The sequence below is a fragment of the Ruegeria faecimaris genome (assembly GCF_900182615.1).
GTDB lineage: Bacteria > Pseudomonadota > Alphaproteobacteria > Rhodobacterales > Rhodobacteraceae > Ruegeria > Ruegeria faecimaris.
Genome location: NZ_FXTE01000001.1, coordinates 330,971 through 346,982, shown reverse-complemented (window position 1 = coordinate 346,982; position 16,012 = coordinate 330,971). Strand labels below are relative to the sequence as shown.

Annotated in this window: 17 protein-coding genes; 9 read left to right on the top strand and 8 right to left on the bottom strand. The window is 56.9% G+C overall.

Annotated elements, in window-relative coordinates; translation table 11 throughout:
- Positions 1-96: 96 nt before the first annotated feature.
- From lptG to rsmA, 5 genes are all read left to right on the top strand, one after another.
- Positions 97-1,197, top strand: a complete 1,101-nt coding sequence (gene lptG, locus FN806_RS01735; RefSeq protein WP_142633419.1) for an LPS export ABC transporter permease LptG — start codon at positions 97-99, stop codon at positions 1,195-1,197.
- Positions 1,197-3,359: an LPS-assembly protein LptD gene (locus FN806_RS01730; protein ID WP_142633417.1), complete on the top strand. Its 2,163-nt coding sequence runs from the start codon at positions 1,197-1,199 to the stop codon at positions 3,357-3,359. The genes lptG and FN806_RS01730 overlap by 1 nt, the downstream gene beginning before the upstream one ends.
- On the top strand, positions 3,350-4,603 hold the full coding sequence (locus FN806_RS01725; protein ID WP_142633410.1) for a peptidylprolyl isomerase: 1,254 nt from the start codon (positions 3,350-3,352) through the stop codon (positions 4,601-4,603). The genes FN806_RS01730 and FN806_RS01725 overlap by 10 nt, the downstream gene beginning before the upstream one ends.
- Entirely contained in the window at positions 4,600-5,562 is a 963-nt protein-coding gene (pdxA, locus tag FN806_RS01720; protein ID WP_142633408.1) for a 4-hydroxythreonine-4-phosphate dehydrogenase PdxA, read from the top strand. Before FN806_RS01725 ends, pdxA begins: the two co-directional genes overlap by 4 nt.
- A gap of 84 nt (positions 5,563-5,646) precedes the next feature.
- Positions 5,647-6,489, top strand: coding sequence for a 16S rRNA (adenine(1518)-N(6)/adenine(1519)-N(6))-dimethyltransferase RsmA (gene rsmA, locus FN806_RS01715; protein WP_142633406.1), 843 nt, complete (start codon positions 5,647-5,649; stop codon positions 6,487-6,489).
- Between the two features lie 58 nt (positions 6,490-6,547).
- On the opposite strand, the gene FN806_RS01710 is transcribed toward rsmA, so the two are convergent.
- The 3 genes from FN806_RS01710 to prfA form a co-directional block, all read right to left on the bottom strand.
- Positions 6,548-7,123 carry a DUF4167 domain-containing protein gene (locus FN806_RS01710; RefSeq protein ID WP_142633403.1) on the bottom strand — a complete coding sequence of 192 codons (576 nt, stop codon included), beginning with the start codon at positions 7,121-7,123 and terminating at the stop codon, positions 6,548-6,550.
- A 236-nt stretch (positions 7,124-7,359) separates the two neighbouring features.
- A complete protein-coding gene (prmC, locus tag FN806_RS01705; protein ID WP_142633401.1) occupies positions 7,360-8,205 on the bottom strand; it encodes a peptide chain release factor N(5)-glutamine methyltransferase in 846 nt (281 codons plus the stop codon).
- A complete protein-coding gene (prfA, locus tag FN806_RS01700; protein ID WP_142633399.1) occupies positions 8,202-9,257 on the bottom strand; it encodes a peptide chain release factor 1 in 1,056 nt (351 codons plus the stop codon). Before prfA ends, prmC begins: the two co-directional genes overlap by 4 nt.
- A gap of 63 nt (positions 9,258-9,320) precedes the next feature.
- Between prfA and FN806_RS01695 the strand changes: the two genes are divergently transcribed.
- Positions 9,321-9,608: a hypothetical protein gene (locus FN806_RS01695; protein WP_142633397.1), complete on the top strand. Its 288-nt coding sequence runs from the start codon at positions 9,321-9,323 to the stop codon at positions 9,606-9,608.
- On the opposite strand, the gene FN806_RS01690 is transcribed toward FN806_RS01695, so the two are convergent.
- From FN806_RS01690 to FN806_RS01675, 4 genes are all read right to left on the bottom strand, one after another.
- Positions 9,549-9,953, bottom strand: coding sequence for a DUF1499 domain-containing protein (locus FN806_RS01690; RefSeq protein ID WP_185956634.1), 405 nt, complete (start codon positions 9,951-9,953; stop codon positions 9,549-9,551). The two genes, FN806_RS01695 and FN806_RS01690, sit on opposite strands and share 60 nt — an antisense overlap.
- 69 nt (positions 9,954-10,022) lie before the next feature.
- Positions 10,023-10,970 carry an agmatinase gene (gene speB, locus FN806_RS01685; protein ID WP_142633393.1) on the bottom strand — a complete coding sequence of 316 codons (948 nt, stop codon included), beginning with the start codon at positions 10,968-10,970 and terminating at the stop codon, positions 10,023-10,025.
- Positions 10,971-11,033: 63 nt separating this feature from the next.
- Entirely contained in the window at positions 11,034-11,999 is a 966-nt protein-coding gene (gene speB / locus FN806_RS01680) for an agmatinase (RefSeq protein ID WP_142633391.1), read from the bottom strand.
- Positions 12,000-12,011: 12 nt separating this feature from the next.
- Positions 12,012-13,175: a M20 aminoacylase family protein gene (locus tag FN806_RS01675; RefSeq protein ID WP_142633389.1), complete on the bottom strand. Its 1,164-nt coding sequence runs from the start codon at positions 13,173-13,175 to the stop codon at positions 12,012-12,014.
- A gap of 66 nt (positions 13,176-13,241) precedes the next feature.
- Here FN806_RS01675 and mazG point away from each other — a divergent pair, with 66 nt between their 5' ends.
- The 3 genes from mazG to FN806_RS01660 all read left to right on the top strand — a co-directional run bounded on the left by mazG (position 13,242) and on the right by FN806_RS01660 (position 15,550).
- A complete protein-coding gene (gene mazG / locus FN806_RS01670) occupies positions 13,242-14,099 on the top strand; it encodes a nucleoside triphosphate pyrophosphohydrolase (RefSeq protein ID WP_142635104.1) in 858 nt (285 codons plus the stop codon).
- A 63-nt stretch (positions 14,100-14,162) separates the two neighbouring features.
- Complete coding sequence (locus tag FN806_RS01665; protein WP_142633387.1) at positions 14,163-15,104, top strand: nucleoside hydrolase; 942 nt, start codon at positions 14,163-14,165, stop codon at positions 15,102-15,104.
- Positions 15,101-15,550, top strand: a complete 450-nt coding sequence (locus tag FN806_RS01660; protein WP_142633385.1) for a GNAT family N-acetyltransferase — start codon at positions 15,101-15,103, stop codon at positions 15,548-15,550. Before FN806_RS01665 ends, FN806_RS01660 begins: the two co-directional genes overlap by 4 nt.
- Positions 15,551-15,601: 51 nt before the next feature.
- Here the strand turns inward: FN806_RS01660 and FN806_RS20370 are convergent, their stop codons facing one another.
- Complete coding sequence (locus FN806_RS20370; RefSeq protein ID WP_185956604.1) at positions 15,602-15,769, bottom strand: hypothetical protein; 168 nt, start codon at positions 15,767-15,769, stop codon at positions 15,602-15,604.
- Positions 15,770-16,012 lie beyond the last annotated feature (243 nt).

Below are 16,012 nucleotides of genomic sequence, written 5' to 3'. Positions count from 1 at the left end.
CAGGCATAGGCCGTTGCGCGCTGGCGCATGTACCGCTGATTCTCTTAACTTCAAGGCCTCCGCTGCAGGCAACGCAGTGATGCCGGGGGCGCGTTTGTGATCCTGGATCGATATTTTGCCCGCCGGTTCACCCAGAGCTTTCTGGTCATTGGCTGTATCTTTTTGACGCTGATGATTCTGATCGACCTGATTGAACAGGTACGGCGCTTTGATGAGGTCGATCTGTCATTTGGCCGGCTTTTGTATCTGACCCTATTGAATACGCCCGCCGCCATCGGTGAGATGCTGCCTCTGCTGATCATCCTGTCCACGATTGCGTTGTTCATCGGATTGGCGCGCAGCTCGGAATTGGTGGTGACGCGCTCGATCGGGCGATCTGGAATTCGCGTCCTGCTTGCACCTGTAACTTTGGCCCTGTTGATCGGAGCCTTGGCGGTTGCGGTGCTTAACCCGTTTGCTGCCGCAACTTCCGAAGAATTCCAACGGCTTTCCGATTCCTACCGTAACCGCACCAGCTCAGCTCTTTCGATCAGCAGTGAGGGTTTGTGGTTACGGCAAGCTACAGAAGAGGGCCAATCGGTTGTCCACGCGCGCCGAACGTCCAACGGTAACACCCTGCTGTTGAAGGACGTCACCATAATAACATTCGACGCGATTGGTCAGCCGACACGCCAAATCTCTGCCAAACAGGCCAAGTTGGAAGACGGTTTTTGGGTTTTACAGGATGCCAAGATCTGGCCGCTTATGAACGGCATCAATCCCGAAGCTGGCTCGAAAGAGCATGATCGTCTGGAGATTCCGACCACCCTGACACGTCAGCGCATTCTGGACAGGCTGGCCAACCAGGATTCGATGTCTGTCTACGATTTGCCCCAGTTGATCAGAGACCTGCGCGAGGCGGGCTTTTCGACCAAGCAATACGAGGTCTGGTTTCAGGTCCAACTGGCAAGACCTCTGTTTCTGGTCGCAATGGTCTTGATTGGCGCGGCCTTTACCATGCGGCATGTCCGGTTCGGCGGCACCGGAATAGCGGTGCTGACGGCTGTGTTACTGGGCTTCGCCATCTATTTCGTCCGTAATTTCGCGCAAATATTGGGAGAAAACGGTCAGTTGCCTATCTTCGTTGCAGCCTGGGCCCCGCCATTTGCGGCCATCCTTCTTTCTCTTGGCCTGCTGTTGCACGCGGAGGATGGCTGATGCGCAAATTCGCTCTGCTATTGCTCTCGGGTGCGGTTGCATTGTCTTTGCCTTCGGGTGTCCTGGCCCAGACTTTGCCGGAACAGGATCAAACGACGGACGCGTCCCAGCAAGAGCCACCAGCCTTACTTGTCGCCGACAAGATTTTCATAACCCCAGAGCGTGTGCTGATCGCAGAGGGCAATGTCGAAGCGTTTCAGGGTGACGTCAAAATGACGGCCAGTCGGATTTTGTACGACCGCGAAAGCGGTGAGCTTACACTGGAAGGACCGATCCGGATTGATCAGGGCAATCGAACGACAGTTCTGGCGGATTCCGCAGAACTCGACCGGGGTTTGCTCAACGGCCTTTTGATCGGCGCCCGAATGGTGTTCGACCAACAGGTGCAAATTGCCTCGGTGCAGGCGACACGTGCTGGCGGCAGATACACCCAGTTCAGCAAAGTCTCGGCGACGTCTTGCCATGTCTGCACGGATGGGCGGCCACCGCTCTGGCAAATCCGTGCCCGCAAGGTGACCCATGATCAGTTGGAACGACAGCTCTATTTCGAAGGTGCGCAATTCCGGGTGCTGGATGTGCCGGTCTTCTATTTCCCTTACCTGCGTCTCCCCGACCCAACGCTGGACCGGGCGACTGGTTTTCTGGTCCCATCGGTCCGCACCACCTCGCAGTTGGGCACAGGCATAAAGGTTCCCTATTTCTTCAAGCTTGGAGATCAAAAGGACCTCACGCTGACACCTTACCTTTCCGGTAAGACCAGAACTCTGGGCTATCGCTATCGTCAGGCCTTTAAGAACGGACGGATCAAAATCGAAGGCGCGCATACTCGCGATGACCTTCAACGGGACGAGGCGCGCGGATATTTCTTTACCAACGGCTGGTTTGATCTGCCGGACGACTATCGCCTGACCTTCAACATCCGAACCACGTCCGACGATTCCTATCTGGCTGATTACGGCCTGCCCGACTTTGACCGTCTGCGCAGCGAAATTGCCCTGGAAAGGATCAAGCGCGATACCGCTTTCCGGACCAGCCTAAACCACTATAAAACCTTGCGAGATAGCGAGGATCAGGATCAGATTCCTTCTCGCATCTTCGACCTGAACTATCGCAAACGCTTCTTCCCGGCAGCTGTCGGAGGAGAGGTGCGGATGGCTTTCATCGGCCATGCCCATGAAAGAACGAGCAATGAGGACGTTATCGGGCGCGATGTTGCCCGAGCGACCTTCGATACCGAATGGCTGCGCAGCTGGATACTGGGCTGGGGGCTGCGTGCAGATGCCCAAGTAGGCGCGTCAATCGACACGTTCAATATCCGCCACGACAGCGCCTATCCCGATCAGGTGACCCGCACGACCCCGCGTGCCGCACTGACGCTGCGCCTTCCAATGACTCGCCGCGAGGCGTCGGGCGCAACCCAGTTGCTGGAACCCATCGCGCAGATCGGGTGGACGCATGTCTCCGACAATGATGTTCCTATCGACGAAAGTACGTTTCAGGAGTTTGACCAGGGTAACCTGTTATCCCTGTCCCGATTCCCTGCCGAGGACAGGCGCGAAGATGGAGTCAGCGGCGTTGTTGGGATGAATTGGGCGCGTTATGGCTCCAGGGGCTGGCAAGCGCGTGCCACGATCGGTCAGGTCTTTCGTGCGGATGCTGATCCCGACTTTAACCTTACATCGGGCCTTCAGGGCACTTCGTCCGATGTGTTGATCGCCGGTCAACTTGAAACGCCCAATGGGTGGTCTCTGGCCGGGCGAGGTTTGGTGAACGGAGATTTCAGCTTTGCCAAGGCCGAGCTGCGTGCAGCATGGCAAAAGGAAACAACGGCCCTCAGCGGAAGCTATGTCTGGCAAGAACCCGATCCCGCAGAAAATGTCGACGATGAGATTTCTGAGATCTGGTTGCGCGGGCGGTACGACATCGATCAGAACTGGCAAACCCGTGCTCAGGCGCGGTATGACCTGAGCGAATCTGAACCGATCAGATATGGGTTGGGTATCACGTACCGGAACGAGTGTGTTCAGGTTAACATGTCGGTCAGCAGGCGCTATACCTCGTCATCAAGTATTGAGCCTTCGACCGAATTCGGCTTTACCGTAGCTCTGACAGGATATTCTGTCGAAGGTGGCGGCAAACAGTACAAGAGAAGATGCAGTTGATAACAGGTTTTTCACGTTTCTTTCGTTCCAGCCATATCGGGCTGGTTGCTCCGGCACTGGTTGCAGTTTCGATTGCCATAGCACCTGTAAAGGCAGTGGCGCAGAACCTGTTCTCGCCTGCCATAAAGGTCAATCAAGACATCGTGACCTGGTATGAGCTGGAACAGCGCCTGCAATTCCTGTCGATTCTGGGTGTTCCCGGCGCAACCGAGGAAGACGTGCGCAAAGCTCTGATAGACGACCGCCTGCGCAAACAGGCGATGCGCGACGCTGGAATCGTGGTCGCCCCCGAAGACGTTCAGGTTGGAATAGACCAATTTGCAGCCCGCGGTCAGCTTTCGAGCGACGAATTCCTGCAGCTTCTGGCGGATGCCGGTGTTGACCGTGAGACGGTTCGGGATTTCATCGAGGATCAGATTTCCTGGCGTGAATTCGTCAGCGCGCGTTTTCTGTCGCAGGCGAGACCATCGGAAGACGAGATCAATCGCGCACTTGGACAATCTGGAAGTGGCGGCCTGCAAGTCCTTCTTTCGGAAATCATTATTCCTGTGAACCAACAAAACCTGCCACAGGTTCAACTGCTGGCCGAAGAGATCGCCTTGATCGAGGGCTATGATTCCTTTTCAACCGCCGCAACACAGTACTCGGCGGCCGGAACTCGCACCAATGGGGGGCGCCTCGACTGGTTGAACTTGACCGATCTGCCCCCGGCGCTGCAGCCGGTCATCATCGGGCTCAAAAATGGTGACGTCACCCAGCCCATTCCTCTGCCCAATGCCGTTGCACTGTTTCAGATGCGCGGTTTGCGTGAGACCGCTGCGAGTACGCCCACCTATTCCGAGATCGACTATGCTGTCTATTACATGCCCGGTGGTCGTAGTGCGGAAACACTGGCCGCAGCCGAAAAGCTGAAAGAAGAAATAGACACTTGCGATGATCTGTACGGTATCGTGCAAAACAAGCCAGCAGAAGTCTTAGAGCGGAATGTCAGCAAACCGTCGGAAATCCCGCGCGATATCGCATTGGAACTGGCCAAACTGGACCTGAACGAAGTTTCAACCACGTTGACCCGCAACAACGGCCAAACACTGGCTTTTGTGATGTTGTGCACACGTACCCGCAACCTTGGCGAAGAGACAACGCGTGCAGATGTCGCCAATGCTCTGACCCAGCAAAGGCTGCAAACACTTGCAGAAAGCCTGTTGGGGCAAATGCGTGCCGACGCAACTATTGTTGAACAATGAAGCCAATCGCGCTCAGCTGCGGCGATCCGGCCGGAATTGGGCCCGAGATCGCCGCAAAAGCTTGGGCCAGCCTTAGAACCACCTGCCCTTTCTTCTATATTGGCGATGCCGCGCATTTGCCGCCCGAGACACCGTCGGTACAGATCAGCTACGCCTCTCAGGCGGTCGAGATCTGTGGCTCTGCCCTGCCCGTACTGCAACTGGACTTTCCAGCCCCCAACCGGCCTGGGCACCCTAATCCAGCCAACGCCAGATCAGTTGTCACTGCCATTGAAACCGGCGTAGCGCTGGTTCAGTCCGGTTCTGCATCGGCGCTATGTACCGCACCGATCCACAAGAAAGCACTTATCGACGGGGCAGGTTTCTCATTCCCCGGCCATACGGAATTTCTGGGCGCCTTGGCTGGGTCCCAACGTGTTGTGATGATGCTGGCCAGCGACCAGCTGCGCGTTGTACCAGCAACCATCCACATCCCGCTCTCACGCGTTCCTTGCGAGCTTACGCCCGAGCTTTTGCGGGAAACCATCGAAATCACCGCCCAGGGACTACAATCACAGTTCGGTATTGCCACCCCGCGGATAGCCGTCGCGGGCCTCAACCCGCATGCCGGTGAAGGCGGCAAGATGGGGCAAGAAGAACTGGACTGGATTGCGCCGCTGATCACAGAGCTGCCCCGCAAAGAGTATACCGTAACCGGCCCGCACCCCGCGGATACATTGTTCCACGCCGCAGCGCGCGCGCGCTATGACGCCGCCATCGCCATGTATCACGATCAGGCTCTGATTCCGATCAAGACGCTGGATTTCGATCGCGGTGTGAACGTTACCCTAGGCCTTCCATTTATCCGAACCTCACCCGATCACGGGACTGCACTGGACATTGCGGGGCAAGGCCTTGCAAACCCCACCAGCCTGATCGAAGCGTTGAAACTTGCCCAGAAGATGGCACAAAGCTCTTGATCCTTCAGCAGGCTGAAAATATCCCGACCAGAGGTAAAAATTCTCTGGCGCTCTCCTATCAAACCGCGCCAGGGTGATCGGATCATGAGCACTATCGACAACCTTCCCCCTCTGCGCGAGGTTATCGCTTCGCATCAACTCTCGGCTCGCAAGTCGCTGGGCCAGAACTTTTTGCTGGACCTGAACCTGACCGCCAAGATCGCGCGGCAGGCCGGAGATCTTGCGGAATGCGATGTTCTGGAAATCGGCCCCGGCCCCGGCGGGCTGACCCGTGGGCTACTTTCAGAAGGTGCGCGCAAGGTTGTTGCAGTTGAAAAAGATACCCGCTGTATCGCTGCCCTGAATGACATCTCCGCCGCCTATCCCGGCAGGCTTGAGGTCATCAACGGTGACGCGCTTGAGATTGATCCGCTTACGCATCTGACCCCTCCGATCCGTGTGGCGGCGAACCTGCCCTATAACGTCGGTACCGAATTGCTGGTCCGCTGGTTGACTCCGCCGCAATGGCCTCCGTTCTGGCAAAGCCTGACCCTGATGTTTCAGCGCGAAGTGGCGGAACGGATCGTCGCCCAACCCGGCGGAAAAGCCTATGGCCGCTTGGCCATCCTTGCCCAATGGCGGGCCGACGCGCGCATCGCCATGTCACTGCCACCCGGCGCGTTCACCCCGCCCCCCAAGGTTTCAAGCGCTGTGGTCCACCTGACCGCCCTGCCTCAACCACGATATCCGGCTGACCCTGCCACCCTGTCCCGCGTGGTTGCCGCCGCATTTAATCAGCGCCGCAAGATGCTGCGGGCTTCACTGAAAGGCGTCGCACCCGATATCGAAGACCGCCTGATAACCGCCGGGATCAAACCCACCGAACGTGCGGAACAAGTGCCTTTAGAAGCGTTCTGCGCATTGGCCCGCGAAGTCAAAAGATCCTGAAACAAAAAACCCTGCGGCCTAACAGACCGCAGGGTTTTTCTTTTCTATACTGGCTGATTTACTCTGCCGCTTCAGGCGTATCACCGTTGCCAGAGGGCGCGTCCTCAGTCGCAGCAGGTGCGGCTTTGGGCTTGCGCGCCCGAGGCCGGCGGGCCGGTTTTTCTTTTTTCTCGGCCTCTTCAGGGCTTTTGCTTTCAGGCGTTTCTACAAGCCCGGATTCCGGAGCAGCTGCGTCAGCGGCAAACCCCATCACATCAGGTTGAGGTGCCTCAGCGGGATCCGACTGGCGGACGGTTTCGCGTTCCTGACGCTCGGTACGCTCACGATCTCGTTCAGCCTGGCGTTCGCGATTCTGACGCTCTTGCTCCTCACGGCGTGCATCCATTTCACGCTGAGCTTCGCTAAGCAATCGCAGGTAATGTTCGGCGTGCTGCTGAAAGTTTTCGGCAGCTACACGGTCGTTAGACAACTGAGCATCGCGTGCAAGCTGATTATATTTATCAATAATCTGTTGCGGCGTGCCACGCACTTTGCCCTCTGGGCCCGAACTGTCGAAAACTCGGTTTACGACGTTGCCGCCAGAAGGACGATTGCGGTTATTCTTTGCCCGAGAGCGGGATTTGGAAGATCTCATCTACTTTAGTCAGCCTTGTCGTTCGCTGCCGATCAGTTCGCGTCTTGCACTGCTCAAGGGCTTAGCTATGACACGATGTCGGCTTTTTGGGCTTGGCGTCAGGGGCCCGCTGTAACAGCGTCAACCTCTCTGACTACACCTGAGTAAACACGTCCAGAGCGTGCAGACAAGAGGTTTGTCCCAATTTTTGTACCTTTTTTGTATCAATCGGCGCATTTCGGCCTCAGAACGTTCCGTCATGAAGGCATTCTGGCGAAAACGACGCGGTCGCGACCGTCCAGATCGGGAATGATCCGTACGTCTGTCAATCCTGCTGCGTCGAACAAAGATGCGACGCTCTGCCCTTGCTCGGGTCCGATTTCGACAAGTAACCGACCATGGGGCAATAGAAAATCCGGGGCGGCGGCAGCAATCCTGCGGTAGGCCCCCAAGCCGTCACCTTCGTCTGTCAATGCCATCCGCGGCTCATGGTCCCGCACTTCAGGTGCCAGGGTGTCCATTTCCGGAAGGGAAATATAGGGCGGGTTTGAAACAATCAGGTCAAATTTAGCCTCAATGTTTCCAAACCAATCGGATTGCTTAATTTCGATCCGGTTCTGAACATCGTGTTGCACGGCATTTGCACTGGCCTGTAGGCAGGCCGCCTCGCTCAGATCCACACCAATACCCGATGCACTGGTGCGTTCGGCCAGCAATGTGATCAGGATGCACCCCGATCCAACCCCCAGATCGAGGACATAGTCAAAGGGTTCGCTCAGCGCGGCCTCGATCAGGGTCTCTGTTTCCGGGCGTGGATCCAGAACGTCCCGGCTAACTTTGAACCGACGGCCGTAAAACTCACGTTCCCCCAACAGATGAGAAACGGGCACACGAATGGCCCGAAGCGAGATCAGTTGCTCGTATCGCTCAGCAATATCCGGTAAAAGCTCTTCGGGTGTAATCAGTGTCACGCGACTTGCTTCGATCCTGGCGGCGTGGGCGAGTAGAACCCGCGCATCCCGCGCCGGATCAGCCACACCAGCCGCACGCAATCTTGCCGTAGCGGCCACCATGGCCTGAGCCGCTGTCTGGCCGCCGGTCATTGCGCCATCTCGGCCAGGAGACGCGCCTGATCATCCGCGGTCAATGCGTCGATTACCTCATCCAGATCGCCCTGCATCACCTGATCCAACTTGTACAGCGTCAGATTGATCCTGTGGTCCGTCATGCGGCCTTGCGGGAAATTATAGGTCCTGATCCGTTCCGACCGGTCGCCAGACCCGACCTGGTTCGCCCGATCTGCCGAGCGTTCGCTGTCAATCCGCTGACGCTCCTGATCATAGAGTCGGGTCTTCAGAACCTGCATCGCGATCTCGCGATTGCGGTGTTGAGATTTCTCGGAGCTGGTCACCACAAGCCCGGTGGGCAAGTGTGTAATCCGCACGGCCGAATCGGTGGTGTTCACGTGCTGCCCACCCGCACCCGAGCTGCGCATCGTGTCGATACGGATATCATTGGCGTCGATCTGAATATCGACATCCTCGGCCTCGGGCAGAACCGCCACCGTCGCCGCCGAGGTATGAATGCGCCCGCCACTTTCGGTCTCCGGCACCCGCTGCACCCGGTGAACGCCAGATTCGTATTTCAAACGGGCAAAGACGTTGTCGCCTTTGATATGGGCAACCACCTCTTTGATGCCGCCTAGATCCGACGCCTGCTCCCCGATAATCTCGAATTTCCAACCGCGCGATTCGGAATACCGCTGATACATGCGCAGCAGGTCGCCCGCAAAAAGCGCGGCCTCATCACCACCGGTTCCAGGACGGATTTCCAGCATGGCCGGGCGCGCATCGGCTGCATCCCTAGGCAACAAGGCCAGTTGCAGGGCGTGTTCGGCACCGGGAATTTGGGCCTGCAGGTCGGGGATTTCCTCTTCGGCCAGCTCCCTCATATCGGGATCGGCCAGCATCGCCTCGGCCTCGGCAAGGTCAGTGACCAGCTGGCGCCATGCCATGATCTGATCGACCACGGGCTTGAGGTCCGAATATTCCTTGGCCAGCACAGCAATATCGCCGCCCAAAGCACCATCTGCCATGGCTGCTTCGAGGTATTGGAATCGCTGAGTTATCTGTTCAAGGCGTTCTTCGGGGATCATCCGGGCGGTGTCTCTTAATCCGGGGCTATGGTCAAGGGCTGTCCGTATGCTAAGCTGCCCCGCATGAGACGGTTGGTTCTGGTTCTATCGCTTTTTGCGACGCCCGTGATGGCCGATGTCGTCGGTCCCGGCGGCAAGGTACAGGACTGCTATTGCACTGACAAATCCGGGTCACGCGTTGAATTGGGTGAGATGATCTGCCTGCAGGTCGACGGTCGCATTTTCACTGCACAATGTCAGATGTCACTGAACGTTCCGATGTGGCGCGAGGTACAGGAAGGATGCCTGTCCTCAGGGCTGCATCCGCGCGAGCCAGCCATCAACGCGGTTTCGGTTTACCCCAAAATCTGAGCGTCCAAAGCGCAATCTGCCATAGATGCGCAGTGTATCACCGTTCTGCTGGGCGGTTGTGTAATCTGGAAAACCTATCACTTTGGTACGGGTGATATAGGTGACCATCCCGTCATCAACTGACCCGGCCAGAACCTTTGTACGTGGTGAGGCCATTGCGATTTCGTTCAACTGCGCCAACCCGTCCGGCCCCGTTTCAAGTACTCGCACGACGCCACCACGGAGGTCTCTGTTCGCGTCGCCGACGGGGGTATTGTGCCAGATGGCGGGATCAGACGGCGCAAGCCGTATATACGCCCCCACAAGGACAATCAGACCCGCAATCAGCCACAGCGCCATTTTCATCTTTTCCACTCTGTTAGATTGCGGAACCATATGCAGTTCCGCATGGCAAACAAGAGATTGCCGCGATCCCTACCGTGACGTCACGCCTGGCAATATGCACAGCAGTTCAAACAGCAGATTGGCAGCGGTCAGCGCCGTATTGCCAGAGGGATCGTACGGCGGAGAAACCTCGACCAGATCACACCCAACCACATTAGCCCCGCCCAGGGCATGGATCAGTTGCAACGCTTGCGGTGTGGTTAACCCGGCGATCTCGGGCGTGCCGGTTCCGGGGGCGAAGGACGGGTCCAGACTGTCAATGTCATAGGTGATATAGACCGGATGATCCCCGATCTCATTGCGTATCTGCGCGCCCATGACCGTCAGGTTCTGCTGCCAAAGCTCCCATGCGGGGTATTGGCGAAAGCCCCACCCTTTGGCCTCGGTAAAGTCCGATGCCGCATAGCCAGAGCCTCGGATGCCGATCTGAAAGGTTTTGTCCGGCACGATCAGCCCTTCTTCATAGGCGCGCCGGAAAACGGTGCCGTGGGTTTCCTTTTCCCCAAACATCTCATCATTCACATCCGCATGAGCATCCACATGCACCAGCGCCACAGGCCCGTGTTTCGCGGCTATGGCCCGCAGGATCGGCAAGGTGATCGAGTGATCGCCCCCCATCGCCACAGGTGTCACACCCTGCGCCAGAATCGCGTCATAGCTTTCCTTGATGATCCTCAGGCTGTCGGACAGCGAAAAGGTGTTGATCGCCAGATCGCCGATGTCGGCGATTTGCAGGCTGTCGAAGGGGGCCGCAAAGGTGGCCATATTGTAAGGCCGCAGCATCGCACTTTCGCTGCGGATCTGTTTCGGTCCGAACCGTGTCCCCGACCGCCAAGAGGTGCCAATGTCCATCGGGATGCCTATTACGGCCACATCCAATCCGGCCAACGTATCCGCCTGCGGCAGGCGCATAAACGTGTTTGGGCCGGAAAAACGCGCCAGATCGTTACCGCTGATTGGTTGGTTGAATTGTGTCATGCCGTTATGTCTTCCGTCCTGCCCTGCTGCTAACCTGATACCGGAAAGATGGCTAACCAAAGGTTAAGGCTTCAGCTTGTTCCATCCCAGCAGGCAAATGATTTGGGTCGCCACATGTGCGCCTGCAATCGCTGTCGCACCTGAGGTGTCATAGGGCGGTGAAACCTCGACCACGTCCCCGCCTTTGATGTTAATCCCAGCAATGTCGCGCAGGATGATCTGGGCCTGAATCGAACTCAGTCCACCCCAGACCGGCGTTCCCGTGCCAGGCGCAAAGGCCGGGTCCAGACCGTCGATATCGAAGCTCAGGTAAACCGGGTTGTCACCAAGAATGCCTTTGATCTTTTGCGCCACGGCGGCGGGACCGGACTCGTACACCTCCCGAGCGTCGATGATGTTGACCCCCAAAGTATCTTCGTTCGTCGTACGAATACCCACCTGAACGGAACGCTTAGGGTCCACAATCCCTGATTTGACCGCCTTGTAGAACATGGTCCCATGATCCACGCGGGACATGTCGTCGTCAGCCCACGTATCCGTATGCGCATCAAATTGCAGCAAGGACATCGGCCCGTATTTCTCGGCATAGGCCTTCAGGATCGGAAAGCTGATATAGTGGTCCCCACCAAGCGTCACCGAGGCCACGTCAGCGTTGAGAATTGTGCGAATGTGGTCCGTCAATGTGTCCGGAAAGGCAGGTATATTGGCGTAGTCATAAGCCATGTCCCCATAATCCACGATTGCCAATTCGCTTAGCGCATCAAACGGCCAGCCATAAGGCTCATCCGGAGATTGCAACGTGCTGGCCTCGCGGATGGCGCGTGGCCCAAGACGCGTACCGGGACGGTTCGTCACCGCCTGATCAAATGGCACGCCGGTTACGGCGATATCAATCCCGGTCAGATCCTTGGTATACAAGCGGCGCAAAAATGACATCGCCCCCCCGAAAGTATTCTCGTACGAGACGCCTTTCAGTTCAGGATTGGTAAACGCCTCGTCGACGAAATTCTTTGAATCTTCCAGTGCCATGTCTTTCTCCTGTCAGCCCAAAGGCTGGGCCTTTTCGACGATCCGCGCAAAGAAAGACGCCCCAACCGGCGCGATGTCGTCGTTGAAGTTGTATTTCGGATGATGCAGTCCGGCCCCCTCGCCTTGCCCCAGAAACAGGTAAGCGCCGGGGCGCGATTGCAGCATGTATGAAAAATCCTCGGCCCCCATCATCGCGTCGACATTGGTCATCACGCGATCTGCACCAGCAACATCACGCGCGATTTCTGCGGCAAAACCAGTCTTGTCGGCGTCATTGATTGTTGCAGGATAGTTGACCTCATAGTCCAGCCGCGCTTCGACACCATAGGATTGGGCCTGTCCTTGTACGATCTGTTCCATCCGCTCCATCACCATTTTCTGCACAGTCGGATCAAAAGTGCGCACAGTGCCGTTGATAAAGGCGGTATCGGGGATCACGTTGTTCACGGTGCCGGTATGGATTTGCGTGACCGAGATCACCAGACTGTCCAAAGCATAGTTGTTACGACTGACGATGGTCTGAATCGCCTGGGCGATACCGCAGGCCGCCATCACCGGATCCCGAGTTTCATGCGGCATGGCACCATGGCCACCAAGGCCCTGAATGTGAACTTCGAACGTATCAACAGCAGCCATGATCGGCCCGGGGGTTGTCTGAAAGGATCCTTCGGGAATTCCAGGCGCATTGTGCAATGCATAGATTTGGGAAATGTCGAACCGGTCCATAATCCCCTCTTCGACCATGACGCCCGCGCCACCACCCTCTTCTTCGGCCGGTTGAAAGATCAGCGCCACGCGTCCACGGAAATTTCGGGTTTCCGCCAGATAGCGCGCTGCGCCCAACAACATCGTGGTGTGCCCGTCATGACCGCAGGCATGCATGTTTCCGGGCTTGGTTGATTGGTACGCGACTCCTGTTTCCTCGGGGATAGGCAGAGCGTCCATATCAGCGCGCAGACCGATCGTCGGCCCCTCACCCTGGCCATTGATGATCGCAACGATCCCAGTGGTGGCGATCCCTTGGTGCACCTCATCCACATCGAACTCACGGAGTCGATCCGCGACAAAGGCCGCGGTTTCGTGGCATTCGAATGCAAGCTCGGGGATCGTATGCAGATGCTGGCGCCATGCGGCCATATCGGCAGAGAAATCGGCAATTCGGTTGACGACGGGCATCTGGGGTGGACTCCTGATCGTGACTGCGGAATGGATGCATCTGACACCGGAACGAAAGGGTTCGCAATGGCCGAAAATCCTCTGATCCATGACAGCGATGCTGGCATCGAACGCTTGTTAGAGATCATGCGCCGACTGCGCGACCCTCAAACCGGCTGCCCATGGGATATCGAGCAGGATTTCGGCACGGTCGCTCCTTATACGATCGAAGAGGCTTATGAGGTCGCTGATGCCATCGAACGTGAGGCTTATGATGAGCTGAAGGGCGAACTCGGGGATCTGCTGTTCCAGTCTGTCTTTCATGCACAAATGGCCGAAGAAGCCGGGCATTTCACCTTTCAGGACGTGGTGCGCACCATGTCGGACAAGATGGTCGCCCGGCACCCGCATGTCTTTGGCGACGAATCCCGCGACAAATCGGCAGAGCAGCAAACACTGGACTGGGAAGCCATCAAAGCAGCCGAACGTGCTGGTAAAGAACAACAAGGCGCGTTGGACGGTGTCGCCGCCAACCTGCCCGCCCTGCTGCGTGCTCTCAAATTGCAGAAACGTGCCGCCCGTGTTGGATTCGACTGGCCCGATGCCAGCCATGTGCTGGCCAAGATTACCGAAGAGGCTGCCGAACTGGAAGAGGCACGCGACCGCATGGATGCGGATGCGTTAGAGGATGAGTTCGGCGATCTGCTATTCGTTATGGTCAATCTGGGCCGCCATCTTGGGGTCGAGCCCGAGACCGCCCTGCGTCGGACCAACGCCAAGTTCACCCGCCGGTTCGAACAGGTCGAGTCGCGCCTGGCTGCACGGGGGAAAACCCCAACGGAAAGCACGCTGGAAGAGATGGACGCGCTTTGGGACGAGGTGAAGATCGAGGAACATCGGGCCAATGGCAAACTCCCGCCGGCAAAGGCCGAGGCCGGAACGTAAAACCGCTAGACAAGCTCTCGGACACTTGCGAGTGTCCCACCTTCACGACCTCCGGAGACGATCATGCCCGCTCGCAAAATCATTATAGACACCGATCCGGGACAGGACGATGCCGTCGCCATTCTGCTGGCGCTTGCCAGCCCCGACGAAATTAAGGTTTTGGGCATTACCGCAGTCGCTGGCAACGTACCCTTAGAGCTGACAGCTAAAAACGCGCGTATTGTCTGCGAACTGGCTGGCCATACCCAGACCCCCGTCTATGCCGGATGCGACCGCCCGTTAGAGCGCCCCCTGATCACAGCAGAGCATGTGCATGGCAAAACTGGCTTGGATGGGCCGGTTCTGCCGGATCCGCAGATGCCGCTGTCCGAAGGACATGCCGTCGATTTCATCATCGACACGTTGCGCGCGCATGAACCAGGCTCCGTTACGCTCTGTCCCCTTGGGCCATTGACCAACATCGCCACAGCGTTCCGCAAAGCGCCTGACATCGTGGATCGAGTTCAAGAGATCGTTTTGATGGGAGGGGCATATTTCGAAGTTGGAAACATCACCCCAACCGCCGAATTTAACATTTACGTCGATCCAGAAGCCGCTGATATTGTGTTCAAATCTGGACGTCCCATTGTGGTGATGTCGCTTGATGTCACGCATAAAGCTCTGGTGACCAAGACGCGCAACGATGCCTTCCGTAGAATTGGAAACAAGGCCGGTGTCGCGGTGGCCGAGATGACCGATTTCTTTGAACGGTTCGACAAGAACAAATACGGCTCGGAAGGTGCTCCGCTACACGACCCTTGCGTGACAGCCTATCTTATCAAGCCCGAACTGTTTACCGGGCGGCTGGTGAATGTCGAGGTCGAGACCCAATCAGAGCTGACCCTGGGCATGACTGTTGCCGATTGGTGGGGTGTTACCGACAGAAAACCCAACGCCCTGTTCATCGGAGAAATTGACGCTGGCGGGTTCTTTGATCTGCTCACGGATCGGCTGGCCCGACTATGAGCGCCGCACTTCGCCTTGCCCGCCCCGAGGATCTGGAACGTCTGGTTGGTCTGGTCGCCGCCTTTCACGCCGAAGAAGGCATTACCCAGGATGCCGATCAGACGCGCAATGCGCTTGCCCCTCTTCTCGAGGGAATACCTTTTGGGTGCATCTACCTGATTGGCCCCGGTCGCGCACCCTTGGGCTATGTCATCCTGACCTTTGGGTGGTCGGTTGAATTCGGCGGCATGGATGGATTCGTGGATGAGATCTATATTCGTCCTGCCGTGCGAGGGCGCGGAATTGCGTCTGAAGTCTTGCTGGATTTGCCCAAGGCGTTGGCGAGCGCGGGGCTCACAGCCTTGCATCTTGAAGTCGATCGTACAAACGAGACGGCACAGAAACTGTATCTACGCACAGGTTTCAAGCCTCGTGACCGCTATATGCTGATGAGCAAAACCCTTTGATCCATTTCTGTGTGGCTGAACAACAAGGCCACCCGCGAAAGATTGAAGGCCCTACCGGGCCTCACCGCGACGGATGTAAACCGGTGCTTCAAGGTTTGCCACCGGATCGTCAGGGGACACTGCCGTACCGGTGATCGGATATGTTCCAGGCTCTGAGCAAGCAACCAGAAATACAGTGCTGAGTGCAGACGCTACCAGAAGAAGTTTCGAACCATTCATAGTGTTCCCCTTATCTGTTATTTCAATATGATACGAATGCGCACTACAGAACAAAAAGGAAAAAGTTCACACATAAGGATCGCTAGCGCAGGACCCCTATATAAGTCATTAATATATCTAGATAATACTATTCATAACCTCCCAAGTTTCTTCTGACCCAATCATGCTAAAGTGCCGGTTTGAGATTTAGACATGGGCAAAACCTACAATCCAACACAAAAAAACCCGGCCCATTTCCACAGG